We start from the raw sequence: 17,434 nt of genomic DNA, 5'->3' as shown, positions 1-17,434 counted from the left end.
CATCGACATCGTCGACCGGCGTGAGCATCCCGTTGAAAACAAAGTACTAACATGTTTTTATAGTCACAGAAGATGAAAGGGAGAACCCGGACATGCGTGCCATCGTCATCGGAGCGGGAATCGCCGGACTCGCCGCGGCGCTGAGGCTGTACCAGGCGGGGTGGGAGACCTTGGTGGTCGAGCGTGCCCCGGAGCGTCGCGGCGGCGGCTACGGGGTGACGTTCGGCGGCATCGGCTATGACGGGGCTGAGCGGATGGGCGTCCTGCCGGAGCTGAAGCGGCGCGCCTTCGTGACGCGCGAGCTGGTCTACCGCAAGACCAACGGTCAGCGCCGCTTCGCGCTCAGCGGCGAGACGATCGTCGCCACCATGGGCAGGAAGGCGTTCAACATCCTGCGCGGCGACATCGAAGCGGTGTTGTACGAGGCCGTCGCGGAGCACACGACGATCCGGTTCGGCACCACGATCACCGCCGTCCAGCAGGACGCGAACGCGGTGCACGTCACCCTCAGCGACGGCACCACCGAGCGCGCCGACCTGCTCATCGGCGCCGACGGACTGCACTCGGCGACGCGGGCCCTGGTCTTCGGCCCGGAAGAGGCCTACCGCCTCGACATGGGGCACAGCGTCGCGGTTTACATGATGAAGGAGCGGCCTGAGGGACTTCCCGCGGAGACGACCGGCTCGATCAGCGCGGGCGGCCGCACGTTCGCCATGATGAGCGTCGGCGACGGCCGCACGGCCGCCTTCTTCGGCTACCGGACCGACCGCGGCCGGGCCGGCGCCTCGCTGGACGATCTTCGCGAGATCTACGGCGACATGGGCTGGCTGGTCCCGCAGGCCCTGGATGGCCTGATGACGGCCGACTCGGTCTACTTCGACACCATCAGCCAGATGGTGGTCGACCGGTGGAGCAAGGGCCGGGTCGTGCTGCTCGGCGACGCGGCCTGGTGCGTCACGCTGTTCGCCGGCTACGGCTCCTCCCTGGCCGTCGGCGGTGCCGACAGGCTCGGCGCGGCCCTGGAGCACCACGGCGATGACGTGCTGGCCGCCCTGGCCGCGTGGGAGGCCGAGCTGCGCCCGGAGGCGGACAAGAAGCAGAGGCTCGGCCGCCGGGTCAAGGGCGTCTACGCGCCCCGCAACCCGCTCCTCCTGGAGCTCACCCAGCTCCCGCTGCGGCTGGCGTCGTGGGGCCCGGTGCGCCGGATGGTCGAGCGCAAGTTCCAGCTGGCGGGTTGAGAGATGGTTACGCGTGTACTGGTCATGGGCGGGACGCGTCACGTCGGACGCGCGCGGGCACACCGCGATCCCCGCCCTGCGGGCATCCACGACGCCGGCGTCTCCGTCGCCCCGGCCTCCGGGCTCGCGCTCCGGCCACTGCGCGAGACCCTGGCCGACACGTTCTGACCCTCGGAAGGATCGGCTCATGCCTCCCGCTTTCTCCGCTGCGGAAAAGAGCCGCATCACGCGGCTGCTCCTGGACAACGGTCATCGGTTGTTCACCACCCAGGGGCTGCGCAAGACCTCCCTGGAGGACCTGGTCGCCGGGACCGGGATCGCCAAGAGCACCTTCTACGTCTTCTTCGACTCCAAGGAGGCGCTCTATCTGGAGCTGATGCTCATCCAGATGGCCGAGGTCAAGAGCAGGGTCATCGACGGGGCGCTGGGCAAGGAGCCCGGCACCCGCGCCGGACTGCGGGCCTTCCTGCACGCCACGCTGGCCGAGCTGGACGGCAACCCGCTGTACGGCAGGTTGATGACACATCCTGAAGAGATGGAGGCGGTGGCCAGGAAGCTGGACCCCGCACGTGTGACCTCGGCGCCGGACAATCCGGTCACCGCGCTGGCGGCCTTCCTGGCCGAGCACAGCGACGACCTCGTCGACGACGACCCGGCGTTGATCGTCGGCATCCTGCAGACCGTCCTCATGATGCCCTTGCACCGGGACCGTCTGGCCGGTCCCGACCTCTATCCGAAGATCCTCGACCGGCTCATCGACATCATCGCCGCCGGCCTCACGGTGTCCGAGTAACCGACGCACCCGCTGGCTCGCCGAGCCCTCAGGGCCTTCCTGCCCTCGCCCGGGTCTGCGCCCGGACGCGGGCCCGCGCCAGCACGTAGTACAGGCCGCCGGCCACCAGTCCGCCCGACAGCCAGGAGAAATCGGTGTCGTTGAGCGCGCGGGCGATGGGGCCCTGGGTGAGCGGCACCATGCCGTACTGCCAGCTCCATGCCGCCAGGAGCCCCGCGACCAGCGCGAGCAGCGCGCGGCCGTTGACCGGCCCGTACGGCGAGGCGTCCGCACGATACAGGGACGCCACCTCGAGCCGGCCGCGCCTCGTGACGAAGAAGTCCACCAGCAGGATGCTCGCCCACGGGCTGATCCACACCAGGATGGAGACCATCCAGTGGTCGAAGGCCTGCGCGAAGTCGTCGGCCTGCACGAAGACCGCCAGCACGGCGGACGCGACGCCGCCGGCGATCAGGGTCAGCTTCCAGCGGGCGATCCGGATGCCGACCGACAGGGCGGCCAGCGAGCAGGAGTAGAGGTTGAGGATGTTCGTGGCCACGGGACCGTGCATGACGAGGAGCAGTACGGGCACCGCGAGCAGGCCGAACGTGTTCGTCACCAGGTCGGAGGGGTCGCTTCCGGTCCCGCTGCTGCTCAGGTAGGCGCCGAGGGCGGCGAGCCAGACAGTGGGGACGTACATGCCGAGGGCCGTCGACCAGAAGACCGATGAGCGGGGCGTGTTCGGGCGGACGAAACGGCTGTAGTCCGCCGAGTAGGGCAACCAGCTGATGCCCCATCCGACGCCGATCGCGGTCAGCAACTGCGTGATCGCCGTCACCTTGTCGGTCGGCGTGGTGGCGGTGGCTGCCGTCCAGTCCGGGTTGACCTGGGCGACGGCCAGGACGGTCATGATCGCCATGATCACCACGGTGGCCGGCACGGTGTACTTCTCGAAGGTACGGATCGCGTAGAAACCGTAGAGCGCCAGCAGGAGCTGGACGGCCATGATGACGCCGGCGACCAGGTATTTGAGGCCGACACCGCCCTGCACCCCCATGCGGGCGAGAATGGCGAGGACCAGGTCCAGCACGACCCAGGTGTTGACGCCGACCCAGCCCATCGTCAGCAGGCCCTGGACGACTCCCGGGACTATGGCTCCCTTGATCCCGAACGCCGCCCGGCCGATCACCATCTGGTTGACGCCCGTCCGGTGGCCCATCAGGTTGAACAGGCCGAACACCGCGCACCCGACGAGGTTGCCGATCGCGATGACCGCGACGGTCTCGATGAGGCTGAGTCCGAGCGTCACCCCCAGGGATCCCAGGACCCAGTTGATGGGCGCGATGTTGGCGCCGGTCCAGATCCAGAACTGCTGCCAGGGGGTGGAGTCTCTGGCGGACGCGGGGATGGGCTCGACTCCGTGGTCGTCGAAGGGCACGCCGTCCGTGGGAGTGTTCGTGCTCGGGCGCATGGTTGCCTCCTTGGTGATGTGGCCCACACAACCACGTGGCGTCATCCGAGATGGATGGAGACTTCTCCATGGCTACGTTGATCCATTGGATAGAGCCACATCGTGTTCCCCCTTCGTTCCTTGCTGGATCGTTCGTCCCTGCCGTGCTGGTCAGGGCGATGGACGAGCCGGTCGCCGGGCGCCCAACACCGAACTGCCCGGCCTGTCCCCCTGTGTGCGCGAGCGGTTCGAGCCACGCGCGGCGCCCCGGAGCCTCGCCCCCGGCGACGAAGCTCCGGAGGGACGCCCGACTGCTACCAGGGCACCGGGCCGTCCGCGCTGAAGAACCCGGCGGTCGGTCCGTCGGCGTCGAGCGTGGCCAGGCGTACCAGGACGGTGGCGCCCTGCGCGGGGGTGAGGAACCCGCTGTGGTTGTTGATGTCCGTGGCGACGTAGCCGGGGGCGGCGGCGTTGATCAGGAAGCCCTCCTTGCGAAGTTCGTTGGCATACTGCACGGTCAGCGCGTTCAGCGCGGTCTTGGACGGCGAGTACGCGGCCGACGTCGGCAGCCCCGTGAACGGGCCGTCCGGGTCGCTGGCGATGGCCAGCGACCCGCCGCCGCTGCTGACGTTGACGATCCGCGGCGCCGGTGAGCGCCGCAGCAGCGGGAGCATGGCATTGGTCACCGCGATCACTCCGAAGACGTTGGTCTCGAACACCGCGCGCACCATGTCCAGGTCCACGGTGCTCGGGATCTGGTCGATGGCCTCCGCGGGTGAGACCCGCCCAGAGCCGGTGATGCCGGCGTTGTTGATCAGCACGTCGAGGCGGCCGTAGCTCCCCTCGATCCACCTCGCGGCCTCCTCGATGGTGGCCGGATCGGTGACGTCCAGGACGATCGCGTACGCGTCGCCGCCCTCCGCGCGCACCGCTGCCGCGGCCTCTTCACCGCGCCGCGCGTCCCTCGCGCCGATCAGAACCGTCATGCCCAGCGCGGCGAGTTGGTCGGCGGCCGCCCGGCCGATTCCCTTGTTCGCCCCGGTGACCAAAGCCAGTTTCTGGTTCTCGTTCATGCCGAGCTCCTGTCCGAATGAGTGTTGTCTGCCCGGGACGAGACAGCCCGGCCGTTCTGTGACACGGAAAGGAGACGACTTCCCCGGGATCGGGCCGAGTCGCGAGATCTTCCCCGGTTCTCTCGCTCCTATGTCACGGAACGACCTGGCTGTCTCGTCCCGGGAGAAAGGCGCCTATGTCAGAGGAGTGAGGACTCATGCGGATATTCGTGGCGGGCGGGACCGGGGTGCTCGGGCGGCGGCTGGTGCCGCAGCTGGTGGCGCGCGGCCATCAGGTGACGGCGACGACGACGAACGCGGACAAGCTGGGCCTGCTGGAGCGACTGGGCGCAGACGGGGTCGTGATGGACGGCCTGGACGCGGTATCGGTGGGTGAGGCGGTGGCCATGGCCAGGCCGGATACGATGGTGCACCAGATGACCGCCATCTCCGGCCACCCGGACATCAAGCACTTCGACCGCTGGTTCGCCACCACCAACCGGCTGCGCCTCGAAGGGACGGACCACCTGCTGACCGCCGCGGAAGCGGTCGGCGTGTCCCATGTCGTCGCGCAGAGCTACGGCGCCTGGAACGGCATCCGTACCGGCGGATGGGTGAAGACGGAAGAGGACCCGCTCGACCCGACCAGCACAGGCCAGGGAGCACGAGCGATTCGCCACCTCGAGGAGGTGGTCGTCAGGGCGGGCGGCGCTGTCCTGCGCTACGGCGCCTTCTACGGGCCGGGGGCCACCGACGACCAGGTCGAGCTCGTGCGCAGGCGACAGTACCCGATCATCGGCGACGGCGGCGGACACAGCTCGTGGGTGCACCTCGACGACGCGGCGACCGCCACCGTCCTGGCCGTGGAACACCAGGCCAGAGGCGTGTTCAACATCGTTGACGACGAGCCCGCCCCGGCCGCCGAGTGGCTTCCCCACCTGGCGGCGTGCGCGGGCGCGAAGCCGCCGATGCGGATCCCCGTATGGCTGGCCCGGCTGCTGGCCGGGAAGACGGCGGTCACCATGATGACCGAGGGACGCGGCTTCTCCAACGCCAAGGCCAAACGGGAGCTCGGCTGGCGGCTGCGCCACCCCTCCTGGCGGCAGGGCTTCAAGGAGCTGACGTGAGCAGGGCGGAGGAGTTCGAGGAGCTGCGGCCGCTGCTGTTCTCGATCGCCTACCGGATTCTCGGCAGCGTGAGCGAAGCGGAGGACGCGGTCCAGGAGACCTGGCTGCGTTACGAGGCCTCACCGGCACAGCCCAGGTCGACCAAGGCGTTCCTGGCGGCCACGGTGTCCCGGATCTCGATCGACGTGCTGCGCTCGGCGCGCGTGCGGCGGGAGGAATACTCCGGGCGGTGGTTCCCCGAACCGTTGCTGGCCGACCCGTACGCGGATCCGGAGCGGTCGGCGGAGCTGGCCGACTCCCTGTCGATGGCCGCGCTGCTGCTGCTGGAGCGGCTCAGCCCGCTGGAGCGCGCGGTCTTCGTGCTGCGGGAGGTGTTCGGGTTCGGCTTCGGCGAGGTCGCCACCGCGGTGGGGCGCTCGGAGGTGGCGTGCCGCCAGCTCGCCGTCCGGGCGCGCCGCCATATGAACGACGGGCGCGCCCGGTTCGAGGCGGACCGCCGCGAGCGGGACGAACTCGCCGGGCGCTTCTTCCACGCCTTCAGGGAAGGAGACGTGGACGGGCTGCGCGTGCTGCTGGCCGGCGACGTACGGATGGTCGGCGACAGCGGCGGCAAGGCGCCGCTGTGGGGTGACGGCGTTTTCGGCGCCGGGAACGTGGCCCGTACGCTGGCCGCCATCGCGACGCCGTTCGCACGGATCGGCGGCGTGGTGGAGCCGCACGAGATGAACGGCCAGCCGGGCGCGATCTTCCGGGACCGGGACGGCAAGATCGTCAACACCTTGACGCTCGACATCCTCGACGGGCAGGTCCAGGCGATCCGCGCCATGCTCAACCCCGAAAAACTGCGGCACCTGGGCCCGGTGGCGGACGCCTGGGCGGTCGTGCGCGAGGCGAACCGGGCCCGCGGGCCCGGATGAAGCCGACCTGACCGAGCGCGCCGGCGCAGGGCGGTGGCGGGGCCTTCGGGCACGGCAGCAAGGGCCTCCTACAGTGGGTGTTCGTGCTCTACGGCAGATCTGCGGAAATCAGCGCACTCGACGAGATGATCGCGCGGGCTCGCGACGGGTTCGGTGGCGCGGTGGTGTTGCGGGGCGAGGCAGGCGCGGGCAAGACCGCCTTGCTCGACGCGGCGGCCGCGCGCGGTGGTGCGATGCGGGTGTTGCGGGCCACCGGCGTCGAGTCCGAGTCCGACCTCGCGTTCGCGGCGCTGCACCAGGTGCTGTGGCCGGCGACCGGTTCGCTCGGCGCGCTGCCCGAGCCGCAGCGCGATGCCCTGCGCGCGGCCCTGGGGCTCGCCGCGGGCAACATCGGCGACCGCTTCCTGGTGGGCGCCGGTGTGCTCTCGCTGCTGGCCGAGGCGGCCGCGCCGGACGGGCTGATCTGCGTGGTCGACGACTTCCAGTGGGTCGACCGGGCCTCGGCCGATGCGCTGCTGTTCGCCGCCAGGCGGCTGGGGACGGAACGGATCGCGATGGTGTTCGCCGTACGCGGGGAGGCCCCTGTCAAGGGCGTGCCGCTGACGGTGGAGGTGCGCGGCCTGGCCGAGTCCGCCGCGGCCGAGCTGCTGGAATCCCGCCACGGTGTGCTGCCCGCGCAGGTGAAACGGGAACTCGTCACGCTGACCGGCGCGAACCCGCTCGCCCTGGGTGAGATCGCCGCCCGCCTGACGCCCGCGCAGCTCGCCGGGCGCGAGCCGTTGCCCGATCCGCTGCCCGTGGGCGCCCGGCTCTTCGGCGATCGAGTGGCCGGGTTGTCCGCTTCTGCCCGGCTGGTCGCTCTGGTTGCCGCCGTAGAGGCTGACCTCGGCCTGGTTCTGCGCGCCGCCGAGTGGCTGTTCGCCCAGCAACCGGTGGAGCCCGGCGCGCGCGTGGCCCGATCGCTCCCATCCGGTGCCGAAACGCAGGACGGGGCTGGGACGCAGGACGGGGCTGGGCGGGTCGCGCTGGCCGAGCTGGAGAGGACCGGACTGGCCGAGGTGTCGGGCACGAGCGTGCGGTTCGCTCATCCGCTCATCCGATCCGCGGTGCACGAGGCGGCCACTCCGGCCGACGTCCGCCGCGTGCACGCCGTCCTCGCGGAGCTGACCTCGGATGACCGCCGCGCCTGGCACCTGGCCGGAGCCGCCCTGGGGCAGGACGAGCAGGTCGCCGCCGCGCTGGTGGCCGCCGCGGAGCGGGCCCGTGACCGGGGCGGGTACGGCGCCGCCGCCACCGCCCTGGCCAGGGCCGCCGAGTTGACCCCCGAGCCGCGTGCCCGCGCCGTCCGCCTGAAGGACGCCGCCGTCGCGGCCTGGCTCGGCGGCCGCCCTGGACAGGCGGAGTCGCTGCTGGCCGAGGCGCGCGAAGGGGCCGACGGCGACACCACGCTCGCCATGGAGATCGCCCAGCTCCGCGGCCGGTTCGAGCTGAACTCGGGCAACGCCGCCGAGGCCGTACGGATCCTGGCGGCGGGGAACAGCCTGGACATGCTGGCCGACGCCGTGGAGGCGGCCTCGTACGTCGGCGACACGGCGGCCATCGTCGAGCTCGGCCGACGGGCGGCGGCGCACCCCGAGGGGTTCTTGCGGGACACGGTGGCCGGGATCGGCCTGACGCTGGACGGCGACCCGGACGGGCCGGTGCTGCTGCGGCGGGCACTGGCGCGGTCCGGCGAGCTGGAGGACGCGGCGGGGCACCTGTGGGCATCGGCCGCGGCCAGCGCTCTGGGCGAGCCGGATCTGGCCGGCGAGATGGCCGAGCGGGCCGGGCGGGTGGCCAGGGTGTCGGGGATGAGCGGGCAGCTGCCGGTCGTGCTGGAGTTCGTGGCGACGGCCGAGCGCATCGCGGGGCGGCCGGCGCGCAGCCAGGCCGTCTCCGAGGAGGGCCTGGAGCTGGCTCGTGAGGCCGGGTACACGAACACGGTGGCCGCGCACCTGGCCAACCTGGCGGTGCTGGCGGCGCTGCGGGGCGAGGAGGAGCGTTGTGAGCGACTGGCCCGCGAGGCGCTGGCCATCGCCCTCCCGCACCGGGTGGGGCTGCGCGCCGGCGTTGCGTCGTACGCGCTGGCGCTGCTCGATCTGTGCCTGGGCCGCTACGGGGCGGCGCACGACCGTTTCACGGCCATCGCCGCGGCGGGACCGGGCGCCGGGCATCCGATCGTGGCGTGGCGGACCGCGCCGGACCGCGTCGAGGCGGCCGCGGGCGCGGGCGACGAGGCGGGCGCGCGGGCGGCGCTGGCCGCGTACGAGCAGTGGTCGGCGCACGCCGCCACGGCCGAGTCGCACGCCCTGCTGGCCCGTTGCCGGGGCCTGGCCGAGTCGTCCGAGGACGCCTTCGGCGAGGCGCTGCGGCTGCACACCAACCCGTTCGAGGCGGCCAGGACGGCCCTGCTGCTGGGTGAGCGCCTGCGCCGGACGCAGCGGCCGGGCGAGGCGCGGGCGCATCTGCGGACGGCGTGGGAGACGTTCGAACGGGCGGGCGCCCGGCCGTGGGCGCGGCGCGCTCAGGAGGAGTTGCGGGCCGCGGGCGAGAGCGGGCAGGCCCCGCCCGCGGCCGTGCTCGACGCGCTGACCCCGCAGGAGCTGCGGATCGCGGGCCTGGTCGCCGAGGGGTTGTCGAGCAAGCAGATCGCCGCCCGGCTCTTCCTGAGCCCGCGCACGGTCGAGTATCACCTGTACAAGATCTATCCGAAGCTGGGCATCGGCTCCCGTACGGATCTGGCGCGGCTGGTAGTTCTACAGAAGGCGCCCGTAGCCGAAGACGACATGCTTTGAGTCATGCGGAACGTGAACATCTGGAGTGAGGAGTTCGGCGCCCGGACGGACGCGCCGATCCTGTTGATCATGGGTTCGATGTCGCAGGGCATCCTGTGGCCGGACGAGTTCGTCGGCCGGCTGACCGCAGGAGGCCGCCGGGTGATCCGGTACGACCACCGCGACACCGGCATGTCGGGCACCGTCGACTTCGAGGCGGAGCCGTACACGTGGGACGACATCAAGAACGACGTCTACCGCGTGCTCGATCACCACGGTCTGGAGAGCGCGCACCTCGTCTGCCACTCGGCGGGCGGCCTGCTCGGCCAGTTCGTCGCCGTGGAGCGGCCGGAGCGGGTGCGGTCGCTGACCGTCATCGGCTCCTCCCCGCTCGGCGGCGGCGAGGGCCAGGTGATCATGCGGGCCCTGATGGGCCGGTCGCAGCCCGAGGGGAGCCTGCCGGAGCCGGCACCGGAGTTCGTGGCCTTCTACCGTACGCTGATGGCCGCCCCGCCACCGGCGGACCGGCGCGCGCGGATCGACGGCATGATCGCCGAGCAGCGCCTGTTGCACGGCACCGGGTTGCCGTTCGACGAGGACGCGGCGCGCCGCCTGCAGGAACGGATCTACGACCGGGCCCGCGACCTGTCGGCGGTGGCCAACCACCGGCTGGCCGCCATGGCCAAGCCCGACTTCGAGCCGGTGGGCGTGCTCCATCAGGTGAAGGCGCCCACACTGGTCATCGAGGGCAGCCACGAGCCGGCCAAGCCGGGCCACAGCGCGATCATCGCCGAGCAGATCCCAGGGGCGCGGCTGATGATCGTGGCGGGCATGGGGCACACACTGCCGCCCGAGGTGCACGAGGAGCTGGCCGCGGCCGTCCTCGCGCACACGGCCGGGTGACCTGGGAAAGTGCCGATGCTCACCGTCGGCCGGCTCGCCGGCGCGTTCCTGATCGGCGACGAGCTGGCCGGCCGGGCCTGCGCGCGGCTCTTCCGAGCTCGGCGGCTGTGTGACATATGGAGTCCTCCTGCCGAACGACGTCGTCAGAGGATGTCGTAGGTCAGGTGCGTCGCGGTCGATGTCGGGGTCACGCTCCGCCGCACCAGCGTGCGCGGCGCTCCGCCGGTGAACAGCGGCGTCCCCGCGCCCAGCACGACGGGCGCGAGGTGCAGCGTCAGCCCGTCGACCAGCCCGGCGTCGAGCGCCGAAGCGATCACGGCGCCGCCACCCATCAGGACGACGTCGAGCTCCTTGCCGCTCCGCGCCGACGCGGCCACGGCTCGCTCGCGCGCGGCGGCCACGGCGTCGGCCAACCCGCTGGTGACGAACGTCCAGTCGAGGTCGGCGAGCCGCACCGACTCCGGCGGCGAGCTCGTCACGACGACGAACGCGGGCTTGCCCACCTCGCCGGCGCCGTAACCGGACGTGTCGTCCCACCCGTACGGCCCGTCGACCACGTCGAACAGCCGCCGCCCGAGAAGCACGGCACCCGAGCGGGCGGTCGCCTCCCGCAGGATCCGGCGGTCGTCGGGATCGTCGGAGAACGCCCACGTGTGCAGGGCCTCCCCACCGACGCCCGGACCGTTGTCCGGGCCGGGATCGGGCCCGGTGACGAAGCCGTCGAGGGAAACCGAGATGTCAGCGATGATGCGCGTCATACCGGCTCCTTAGCCGAAGGTGCCGTCCGCGTCGTTCATGTGGTCGTCGAATGACGTGATCGTCGTGGTGGGTGGGCTCATCCATGGTGGGCCCCTCTACTGGGGGCGTGTGACGCGGAGTCGTGCGTCGGTGACGTTGTCGAAGCGCGAATCCCCTCCCCGGATCAGGACGAAGTGCCGCCGTACGTCGGCGCAGTAGGCCAGCCAGGGGCCGGACGGCGCGAGGTCGTCGCCGCTGAGTTTCCTGCCTGCGGGGAGGCGGGCGTTGAGCGTGGTCAGCGCCTCGACGGGGTCGTCGGCGGGGCCGGCGGTCGCCTCGAGGTAAAGCGCCTCGGCACCGCCTATGGGCGCGTGGGAGTCGAAGACCGTGACGGCCACGTCCGGGCGTTCGGCGAGGTTACGGGAATGCCTGCTGTCAGGTGCCGACACCCAGAAGAGCCGGTCCTCATCACGGACGGCGAAGAAGACGGGTGTGGCCCACGGCCGCCCCTGGCGGTCGGCGGTGGCGAGCACGAGGTAGCGGCTGTCGCCGAGCAGCCGCGATACCACCGCCCACATCTCGCTCACCGGCCGTGGACCTTGTGCTCGGCGGCCGCCAGGTGCAGGACGACCGGGCCGTCGATCGTGGACGGCACGGTGAACTTCACCAGACCATCGCCCGGCACCGTCACCTCGTCGCCGGGCAGGGATGTCCGCTCGTCGACGGCGTACCAGTGGGCTGTGTAGCTGCCGGCCAGCAGCTCGGCGGTGAACGGCTCGCTCGGCTCGCTCGGCTGCAGGATGAGGTACTCCTTGCCGGGGTGCGCCAGCGCATAGCCGGTGGAGCTGAGGTCGCCGCGAGGAGGCATGCGGACGAGGTCGATCCTCTCGGCGTAGCGCCTGGTGTCGCCCATCGCCTGGCGGGCCGGCTCGAAGGCGTCCGGTGACGGCGGGATGCCGTCGATGAGGCCGAAGTCCATCAGGATCGGGTTGTGGCCGCGCAGGAACGCCTTCCATACCCAGAGCGCGTCGCCCCGGCCGGGGGCGAAGTGGTCGGTGTCGCTGAGCAGGACCTTCCGGCCGTCGGCGGGCGGCGGGTTCTCCAGCCATCGCGACGGCGGGCCGTCGGGGGCGCCGGGATGACCGCCCTCGCGGAAGACCTCATCGTCGTAGCCGGGCGAGATCCAGTCGGCGGGCCCGTCGAACAGGGGCGCGTTGACCAGGGTCTGGTCGGCCACCGGGAACTGCATGGTCATCCCGATCGGGCGCGGATCGTATTCGCGTTGCCGCTCGTACTGTCGTACGAACTCCATCACCCAGTACTGCCAGTCGGTCGAGTCACCCCACTCGGTATCCGTCGGCACGCCGAGCACGTCGGCCATCTCCGTACTGACCGCGCCACCGCCGGACGACTCGTTGGCGACCTCGTACAGGACGTTGGGCAGATCGTGCACGGTGTCGACGACCTGCTGGACGTAGGCCTCCTGCAGCGCCCGCACCGCGGGGTCGAGCGGCAGGACCTGGTGGTCGAGGATCGAGGTGATCCCGATGCCGTTGACGTTGTTGGCGGCATGGAACGGGTGCCCCTCGACGTTGTCCGGCGCCGGGCTGAGGTGCAGCGCCCAGCCCTCGAACAACATCACGGCCACGTACATGCCGCGCTCGCCGGCCGCTATGACCCGCTCGCGCAGCCGCCGGAAATAGGCCGGATCGAACTGGGACAGGTCGAACTTCGGTGCGCCGTCCTTGGCCGTTCCCTGCCCCGTGCGCGGCCATGGCTGCGGGCTCATGTTCAGGTGGTACGCGCCGCCCGCGGCCTGCGACGAGAACTGTTCCCAGCGCCACAGCCGGATGAAGTTGTGCCCGCGGGCGGTCAGGAAATCCAGATAGGAGTCGTAGTCGAGCTTCTCGGGCGAGGCCGGTGCGGTCGCACCGGGCCCCATGCCGTCGTGGAAGTTGTTCCAGATGTGCGAGCCTGTGAGATACACCGCCCGGCCGTCCGAACGTACGGTGAAGTAGCGCGGGTTGTCCGCGGACACCTCCAACGGGCCGGGCATCCGATCACGGTATGCAGATATGTCCGACATGGCGTCTCCTTTCGAGTTACGACTGCGTCAGTGGCCGACCGGGTAGCGCAGGTGCGTGACGCCCTTGCCCTCGACCACCGTGGGGGTGCCCAGTTCGAGTGGTGCCTTCACGAGTCCGGCGAAGAACGGGATGCCCTCCCCCAGCAACACCGGCACGAGGTCCACTGCGATCATGTCGACCAGTCCGAGGGCGAGGCACTGCCGCGTGATGCTGGGCGTGGCGATGGCGATGTCGCGGTCACCGGCAAGATCCTTGGCCTGCCGCACCGCGCCGGCCACACCGTCGGTGACGAAGGTGAACGGCGTGTCCTCGCGCGGCCAGCCGTCCGGCACGCTGTGGGTGACGATGAAGACGTGCACGCCCATCGGGTGTCTGCCGCCCCACGCGTTGGTCAGCTCGAACAACCGGCGGCCACAGACCAGCGACCCCAGCGCGCCGGGCGGGAACACCTCGGCGCCGTCCGCCTCGACCCCGGCCCGCCCGGCGTTGTGCCAGGCGAACACGTGGTCCACCTCGTCGTCAGGCCCCGCGACGAAGCCGTCGAGAGACATGGACATGCGGGCGACGACGGATCCCATCGCGTTGCTCCCTGGTCGTCGAGTTCGGGTGTTCAGGGTTGGTGTTCGGGTGTTCGCGGATCGTGGGACGCGGTTGGGGTGTTGGGGTGTTCTCGGATCGTGGGACGCGGTTCGGGTGTTGGGGTGTTGGGGTGTTCGCGGATCGTGGGACGCGGTTCGGGTGTTGGGGTGTTCGGGGAAAGACTGCCGTCGGCGGCTGGGGAGAACATCGGCCAGGTGGCCGAGGCCGGAATCTCCGGTGGCCGGTTCCTGCGCTTCGATGGCAGACTGAGCCGTGCCATGACGTCCGCCGCGCCCACTGACCTGCCCGTCCAGCTCGCCAGCTTCGTGGGCAGGCGGTCCGAGCTGGCCGCGGTGCGCGCCCTGCTGGAGGCCGAGCGGCTGGTGACGCTGACCGGCCCCGGCGGCGTCGGCAAGACCCGGCTCGCCGCGCAGATCGCCGCCACCGAGGTCGCGCGCCGGCCGGATGGTGTTCGGTGGGTCGAGCTGGCGACCGTCAGCGACCAGACGCAACTCGCCGAACTGGTCGCGGCGAGGCTCGGCGTGCTCGTCGAACCCGTTCAGGGCCCTGTGCGGTCGATGGCGGCGCAGTTGCGCGGCCGCCGCGCGCTGATCTGCCTGGACAACTGCGAGCACATCATCGACGGCGCCGCCGAGCTGACCGGCGCGCTGCTGTCCTCGTGCCCGGAGGTGTCGGTGCTGATCACCAGCCGCGAGCCGCTGGCAGTGCCGGGCGAGGTGGTGTGGCGGGTGCCGCCGCTGGCCCCGGACGAGGCGTTGCGGCTGTTCGTCGAGCGGGGCCGCCAGGTCCGGCAGCGGTTCGGCCTGGACCAGGCGGGCGAGGCCGCCGTCCGGGTGCTGTGCTCCCGGCTCGACGGCATCCCGCTCGCCATCGAGCTCGCGGCCGCATGGTTGGGCTCACTCACCCCGCAACAGATCGAGCATGGCCTGGACGACCGGTTCGGCCTGCTCGTCCGCAGCCCGCGTGGCGTCGCCGCGCGCCAGCAGACCCTTGCGGCGTCCATCGCCTGGAGCCACGACCTGCTCGACGAGCCGGACCGTGCGGTGTTCCGCCGCCTCGCGGTGTTCCCCTCCGGGTTCGACCTGGATGCCGTACGGACGGTCTGCGCGGGCGGAGTGGTCGCGCGCGACGACGTATTGGGCAGCATCGGCCGGTTGGTGGACAAGTCGCTGATCGTCGCGGAGCCCCGCGGCGACGCGTCCCGCTACCTGCTGCTGGAGACCATCCGCGAATACGCCACCGACCGGTTACGGGAGGCCGGGGAGAGCGACCTCGTCCGCGACCGGCACCTCGGCCACTTCCTCGCCTTCGCCGCCGACGGGCCCGAGCGGACCGCCGACCTCGACGCCTGGCGCGCCCGGCTGGAGGGTGAGTACGACAACCTGCGCGCCGCCTTGGAGTGGGGGCTGGCCGCCGCCGATCCCGACAGGGGACGCCGCCTGGCCGCCGAGCTGTCGTGGTTGTGGCATCTGCACCGGCACGGCCACGAGGGCATCGCCTTCCTGCGACGCGCCATCGGCCGCGCGCCGACGGACCGCTCGCCGCTACAGGCACGGCTGCTCAGCGGGTTGGCGCTGGTCGCCGACACCACAAGCCCGCTCGATCTCGAATACGACGTGGCACGGCAGGCGCTCGAACTGGCCACCGCGCACGGCGACGAGAGCCTGCGCAGCCAGTGCCTCTCGCTGGCCGCGGTCGGCCGGTTCTACACCGACTTCACCGTCGCCTGGGACCTCACCGTCGAGGCGAGCCGCTCTGCCGAAATCGCGGGCGACCAGCTGTTCAGGCATGCTCAGCTGGCGCTGCAGGGCATGATCCGAAACCTGCAGGACCGGCACGACGAGGCCCGGCCGCTGCTGGAAACGGCGCTCGACGGCCTCCGCCGGCGTCACCGCGGGATCGCGTCGACCGCGCTGGCATTCCTGTCGAGCGGAGCGCTCGCGAGCGGCCGGCCGGCCGAGGCCCGCCGCCTCGCCGGGCAGTCGCTCGAACTGGCCGAGCCGCTCGGCGACTACCTGCGCGTCGGCATGGCGCGCAGTGCCCTGGCGGCCGCGCACACCGCGTCCGGAGACGTGACCGCGGCGCTCGAGGCGATGCGGCCTCTGCTCCTTCTCATGGAGAACGCCGCAGCAGCGGTGTTCGTGCCAGGCATGGGGTCGGCACTGGCACGGGTGCAGGTGGCGAGCGGCGATCTCGACGGCGCGCTGCGCTGGTTCGAGCACGATGTACGGCAGACCGGGCACGTCGCGCCGACCTACCTCGCAGCGCAGGCGCACGCCGGCTACGCAGAGGCGCTACGGCTCGCCGGCCGGTACGAGGACGCCCGCGGCGAGCTCGACCGGGCGGCAGCCATCGCCGGCGAGCTCGGCATGCCACGCGTCCTCGCGGACGTGCTGCAACAACGGGCCCACCTCACCGGCGACCCCGACCTGCACCACGAGGCACTGATCATTCGCGTCGCCCACGGGCTACGCACGTTCTGGGTGGACAGCCTGGACGCCATCGCCGCCCACCTGGCCCCGCCGAACGCGGTGCGGACCCTGGCCGCGAGCACCACGGCACGCGCCGCCATGGGGTATCCCCGGCGCGTCGCCGAACGACGCGAGTACGACGAGCTGGTCGACCGGCTCAGGCAGGCGCTCGGTGACGAGTTCGCGACGGCATGGGCGGCGGGCGCCGAGTTGTCCCTCGACGACGCGGTCGCCTACGTCCGCCGTAGCCGGGGTGCCCGCGACCGGCCGGCATCCGGCTGGGACAGCCTCACCCCGACCGAGCTGAGCGTGGTGCGGCTGGCCGCGGCGGGCCTCAACAACCCGCAGATCGGAGCGCGCCTCTTCATGAGCCGAAGCACCGTCAAGACTCACCTCTCCCACGTCTACGCCAAGCTCGGTGTCGCCAACCGCACCGAACTCGCCGCGCTCGCTACGGCTCCGTCCACCGGACCATCGGGAGGTGGCCGGAACACTCAGGCATGCAGGGTGGGCCGGTAGACGAGCTCCTGGGTACGGCCGTCGAGCGTCCGGCTCCCGATCAGCTCGAGGTCGAAGTCGGCCGCACCCTGGAAGACGGGGTCCGCCCCGGTCCGACCGGTGATCACCGGGAAGACCGTCACCTGGACGCGGTCGACCAGGCCGGCGGCCATCAGCGCCCGGTTCATCGACAGGCTGCCGTGCGAGCGCAACGGCACCTCGGACTCCTCCTTGAGCCGGGCGACGACGTTGACGGCGTCACCGCTCACGAGGGTCGCGTCCGGCCAGTCGAGGGGTCCTTCGAGTGTCGTCGACACCACCGTCGCCGGCAGGTTCCTCATCCGGGTGACCCATGGGTCACGCACCTCGGACTCCTCGGTGCTCGAGGCCAGCATTTGCGCGAACGCCCGATACGTGTTGGCCCCGAAGACCATCCGCTGCTCCTCGTCGTACAAGGCGAGGCGGTGGTTCAGGAGTTCGGGGCCCTGCTTGCCCCAGTAGCCGGTCCAGTCGCCGCCGGCGGCGCCGAAGCCGTCGAGGCTGGAGAAGACGTCGAAGGTGTAGGTAGCGGTCATGATGCTCTCCTTCAAGTGCTGGTCGGGTGGGGCGGTGGTCAGGTGTCCCGGGTCAGGCGTGCCCGCCGCGTCTGCAGGAAGGTTCGTTCGGTGTCGTTGGTGGCCAGGGTGATGGCCTCGTCGTAGGCGGCGACGGCATCGGCGGTACGGCCGAGGCGGCTGAGCAGGTCCGCGCGGGTGGCGGGCAGCAGGT

At 71.4% G+C, this 17,434-nt stretch carries 15 protein-coding genes; 8 read left to right on the top strand and 7 right to left on the bottom strand.

Features of this window, described 5'->3' with window-relative positions; translation table 11 throughout:
- Window positions 1-92 precede the first annotated feature (92 nt).
- From E1292_RS15650 to E1292_RS15645, 3 genes are read left to right on the top strand one after another with little or no spacing between them, the layout of a single operon-like run.
- Window positions 93-1,238: an FAD-dependent oxidoreductase gene (locus E1292_RS15650; RefSeq protein WP_132595878.1), complete on the top strand. Its 1,146-nt coding sequence runs from the start codon at window positions 93-95 to the stop codon at window positions 1,236-1,238.
- Window positions 1,239-1,241: 3 nt separating this feature from the next.
- Window positions 1,242-1,406, top strand: a complete 165-nt coding sequence (locus E1292_RS51100; RefSeq protein WP_165974558.1) for a hypothetical protein — start codon at window positions 1,242-1,244, stop codon at window positions 1,404-1,406.
- Window positions 1,407-1,425: 19 nt separating this feature from the next.
- Window positions 1,426-2,031 carry a TetR/AcrR family transcriptional regulator gene (locus E1292_RS15645; RefSeq protein WP_132595877.1) on the top strand — a complete coding sequence of 202 codons (606 nt, stop codon included), beginning with the start codon at window positions 1,426-1,428 and terminating at the stop codon, window positions 2,029-2,031.
- Between the two features lie 28 nt (window positions 2,032-2,059).
- Here E1292_RS15645 and E1292_RS15640 read toward each other — a convergent pair whose 3' ends face one another.
- Complete coding sequence (locus E1292_RS15640; protein WP_132595876.1) at window positions 2,060-3,481, bottom strand: purine-cytosine permease family protein; 1,422 nt, start codon at window positions 3,479-3,481, stop codon at window positions 2,060-2,062.
- A gap of 293 nt (window positions 3,482-3,774) precedes the next feature.
- On the bottom strand, window positions 3,775-4,533 hold the full coding sequence (locus tag E1292_RS15635; RefSeq protein ID WP_132595875.1) for an SDR family oxidoreductase: 759 nt from the start codon (window positions 4,531-4,533) through the stop codon (window positions 3,775-3,777).
- A gap of 197 nt (window positions 4,534-4,730) precedes the next feature.
- Between E1292_RS15635 and E1292_RS15630 the strand changes: the two genes are divergently transcribed.
- The 4 genes from E1292_RS15630 to E1292_RS15615 all read left to right on the top strand — a co-directional run bounded on the left by E1292_RS15630 (window position 4,731) and on the right by E1292_RS15615 (window position 10,272).
- On the top strand, window positions 4,731-5,639 hold the full coding sequence (locus E1292_RS15630) for an NAD-dependent epimerase/dehydratase family protein (RefSeq protein WP_132595874.1): 909 nt from the start codon (window positions 4,731-4,733) through the stop codon (window positions 5,637-5,639).
- Window positions 5,636-6,556, top strand: coding sequence for an RNA polymerase sigma-70 factor (locus E1292_RS15625; RefSeq protein WP_132595873.1), 921 nt, complete (start codon window positions 5,636-5,638; stop codon window positions 6,554-6,556). The genes E1292_RS15630 and E1292_RS15625 overlap by 4 nt, the downstream gene beginning before the upstream one ends.
- Window positions 6,557-6,639: 83 nt before the next feature.
- Window positions 6,640-9,390: a helix-turn-helix transcriptional regulator gene (locus E1292_RS15620; RefSeq protein WP_132595872.1), complete on the top strand. Its 2,751-nt coding sequence runs from the start codon at window positions 6,640-6,642 to the stop codon at window positions 9,388-9,390.
- Window positions 9,391-9,393: 3 nt separating this feature from the next.
- Complete coding sequence (locus E1292_RS15615; protein WP_132595871.1) at window positions 9,394-10,272, top strand: alpha/beta fold hydrolase; 879 nt, start codon at window positions 9,394-9,396, stop codon at window positions 10,270-10,272.
- Window positions 10,273-10,415: 143 nt separating this feature from the next.
- Here E1292_RS15615 and E1292_RS15610 read toward each other — a convergent pair whose 3' ends face one another.
- The 4 genes from E1292_RS15610 to E1292_RS15600 all read right to left on the bottom strand — a co-directional run bounded on the left by E1292_RS15610 (window position 10,416) and on the right by E1292_RS15600 (window position 13,675).
- A complete protein-coding gene (locus E1292_RS15610; RefSeq protein ID WP_132595870.1) occupies window positions 10,416-11,030 on the bottom strand; it encodes a dihydrofolate reductase family protein in 615 nt (204 codons plus the stop codon).
- Window positions 11,031-11,126: 96 nt separating this feature from the next.
- Entirely contained in the window at window positions 11,127-11,588 is a 462-nt protein-coding gene (locus tag E1292_RS51095; protein WP_246090142.1) for a pyridoxamine 5'-phosphate oxidase family protein, read from the bottom strand.
- Between the two features lie 5 nt (window positions 11,589-11,593).
- Window positions 11,594-13,066 (bottom strand): DUF6298 domain-containing protein, encoded by a 1,473-nt coding sequence (locus E1292_RS51090; RefSeq protein ID WP_165974556.1) that lies wholly within the window; start codon window positions 13,064-13,066, stop codon window positions 11,594-11,596.
- 57 nt (window positions 13,067-13,123) lie between these two features.
- A complete protein-coding gene (locus tag E1292_RS15600) occupies window positions 13,124-13,675 on the bottom strand; it encodes a dihydrofolate reductase family protein (RefSeq protein WP_132595869.1) in 552 nt (183 codons plus the stop codon).
- Window positions 13,676-13,843: 168 nt separating this feature from the next.
- Here E1292_RS15600 and E1292_RS15595 point away from each other — a divergent pair, with 168 nt between their 5' ends.
- Window positions 13,844-16,687, top strand: coding sequence for a helix-turn-helix transcriptional regulator (locus E1292_RS15595; protein WP_132595868.1), 2,844 nt, complete (start codon window positions 13,844-13,846; stop codon window positions 16,685-16,687).
- Here E1292_RS15595 and E1292_RS15590 read toward each other — a convergent pair.
- Window positions 16,663-17,241, bottom strand: coding sequence for a dihydrofolate reductase family protein (locus tag E1292_RS15590; protein WP_132595867.1), 579 nt, complete (start codon window positions 17,239-17,241; stop codon window positions 16,663-16,665). The two genes, E1292_RS15595 and E1292_RS15590, sit on opposite strands and share 25 nt — an antisense overlap.
- Between the last annotated feature and the right edge of the window lie 193 nt (window positions 17,242-17,434).

The sequence above is a fragment of the Nonomuraea deserti genome, assembly GCF_004348685.1.
GTDB lineage: Bacteria > Actinomycetota > Actinomycetes > Streptosporangiales > Streptosporangiaceae > Nonomuraea > Nonomuraea deserti.
This window is presented reverse-complemented; position numbering and strand designations above follow the sequence as displayed.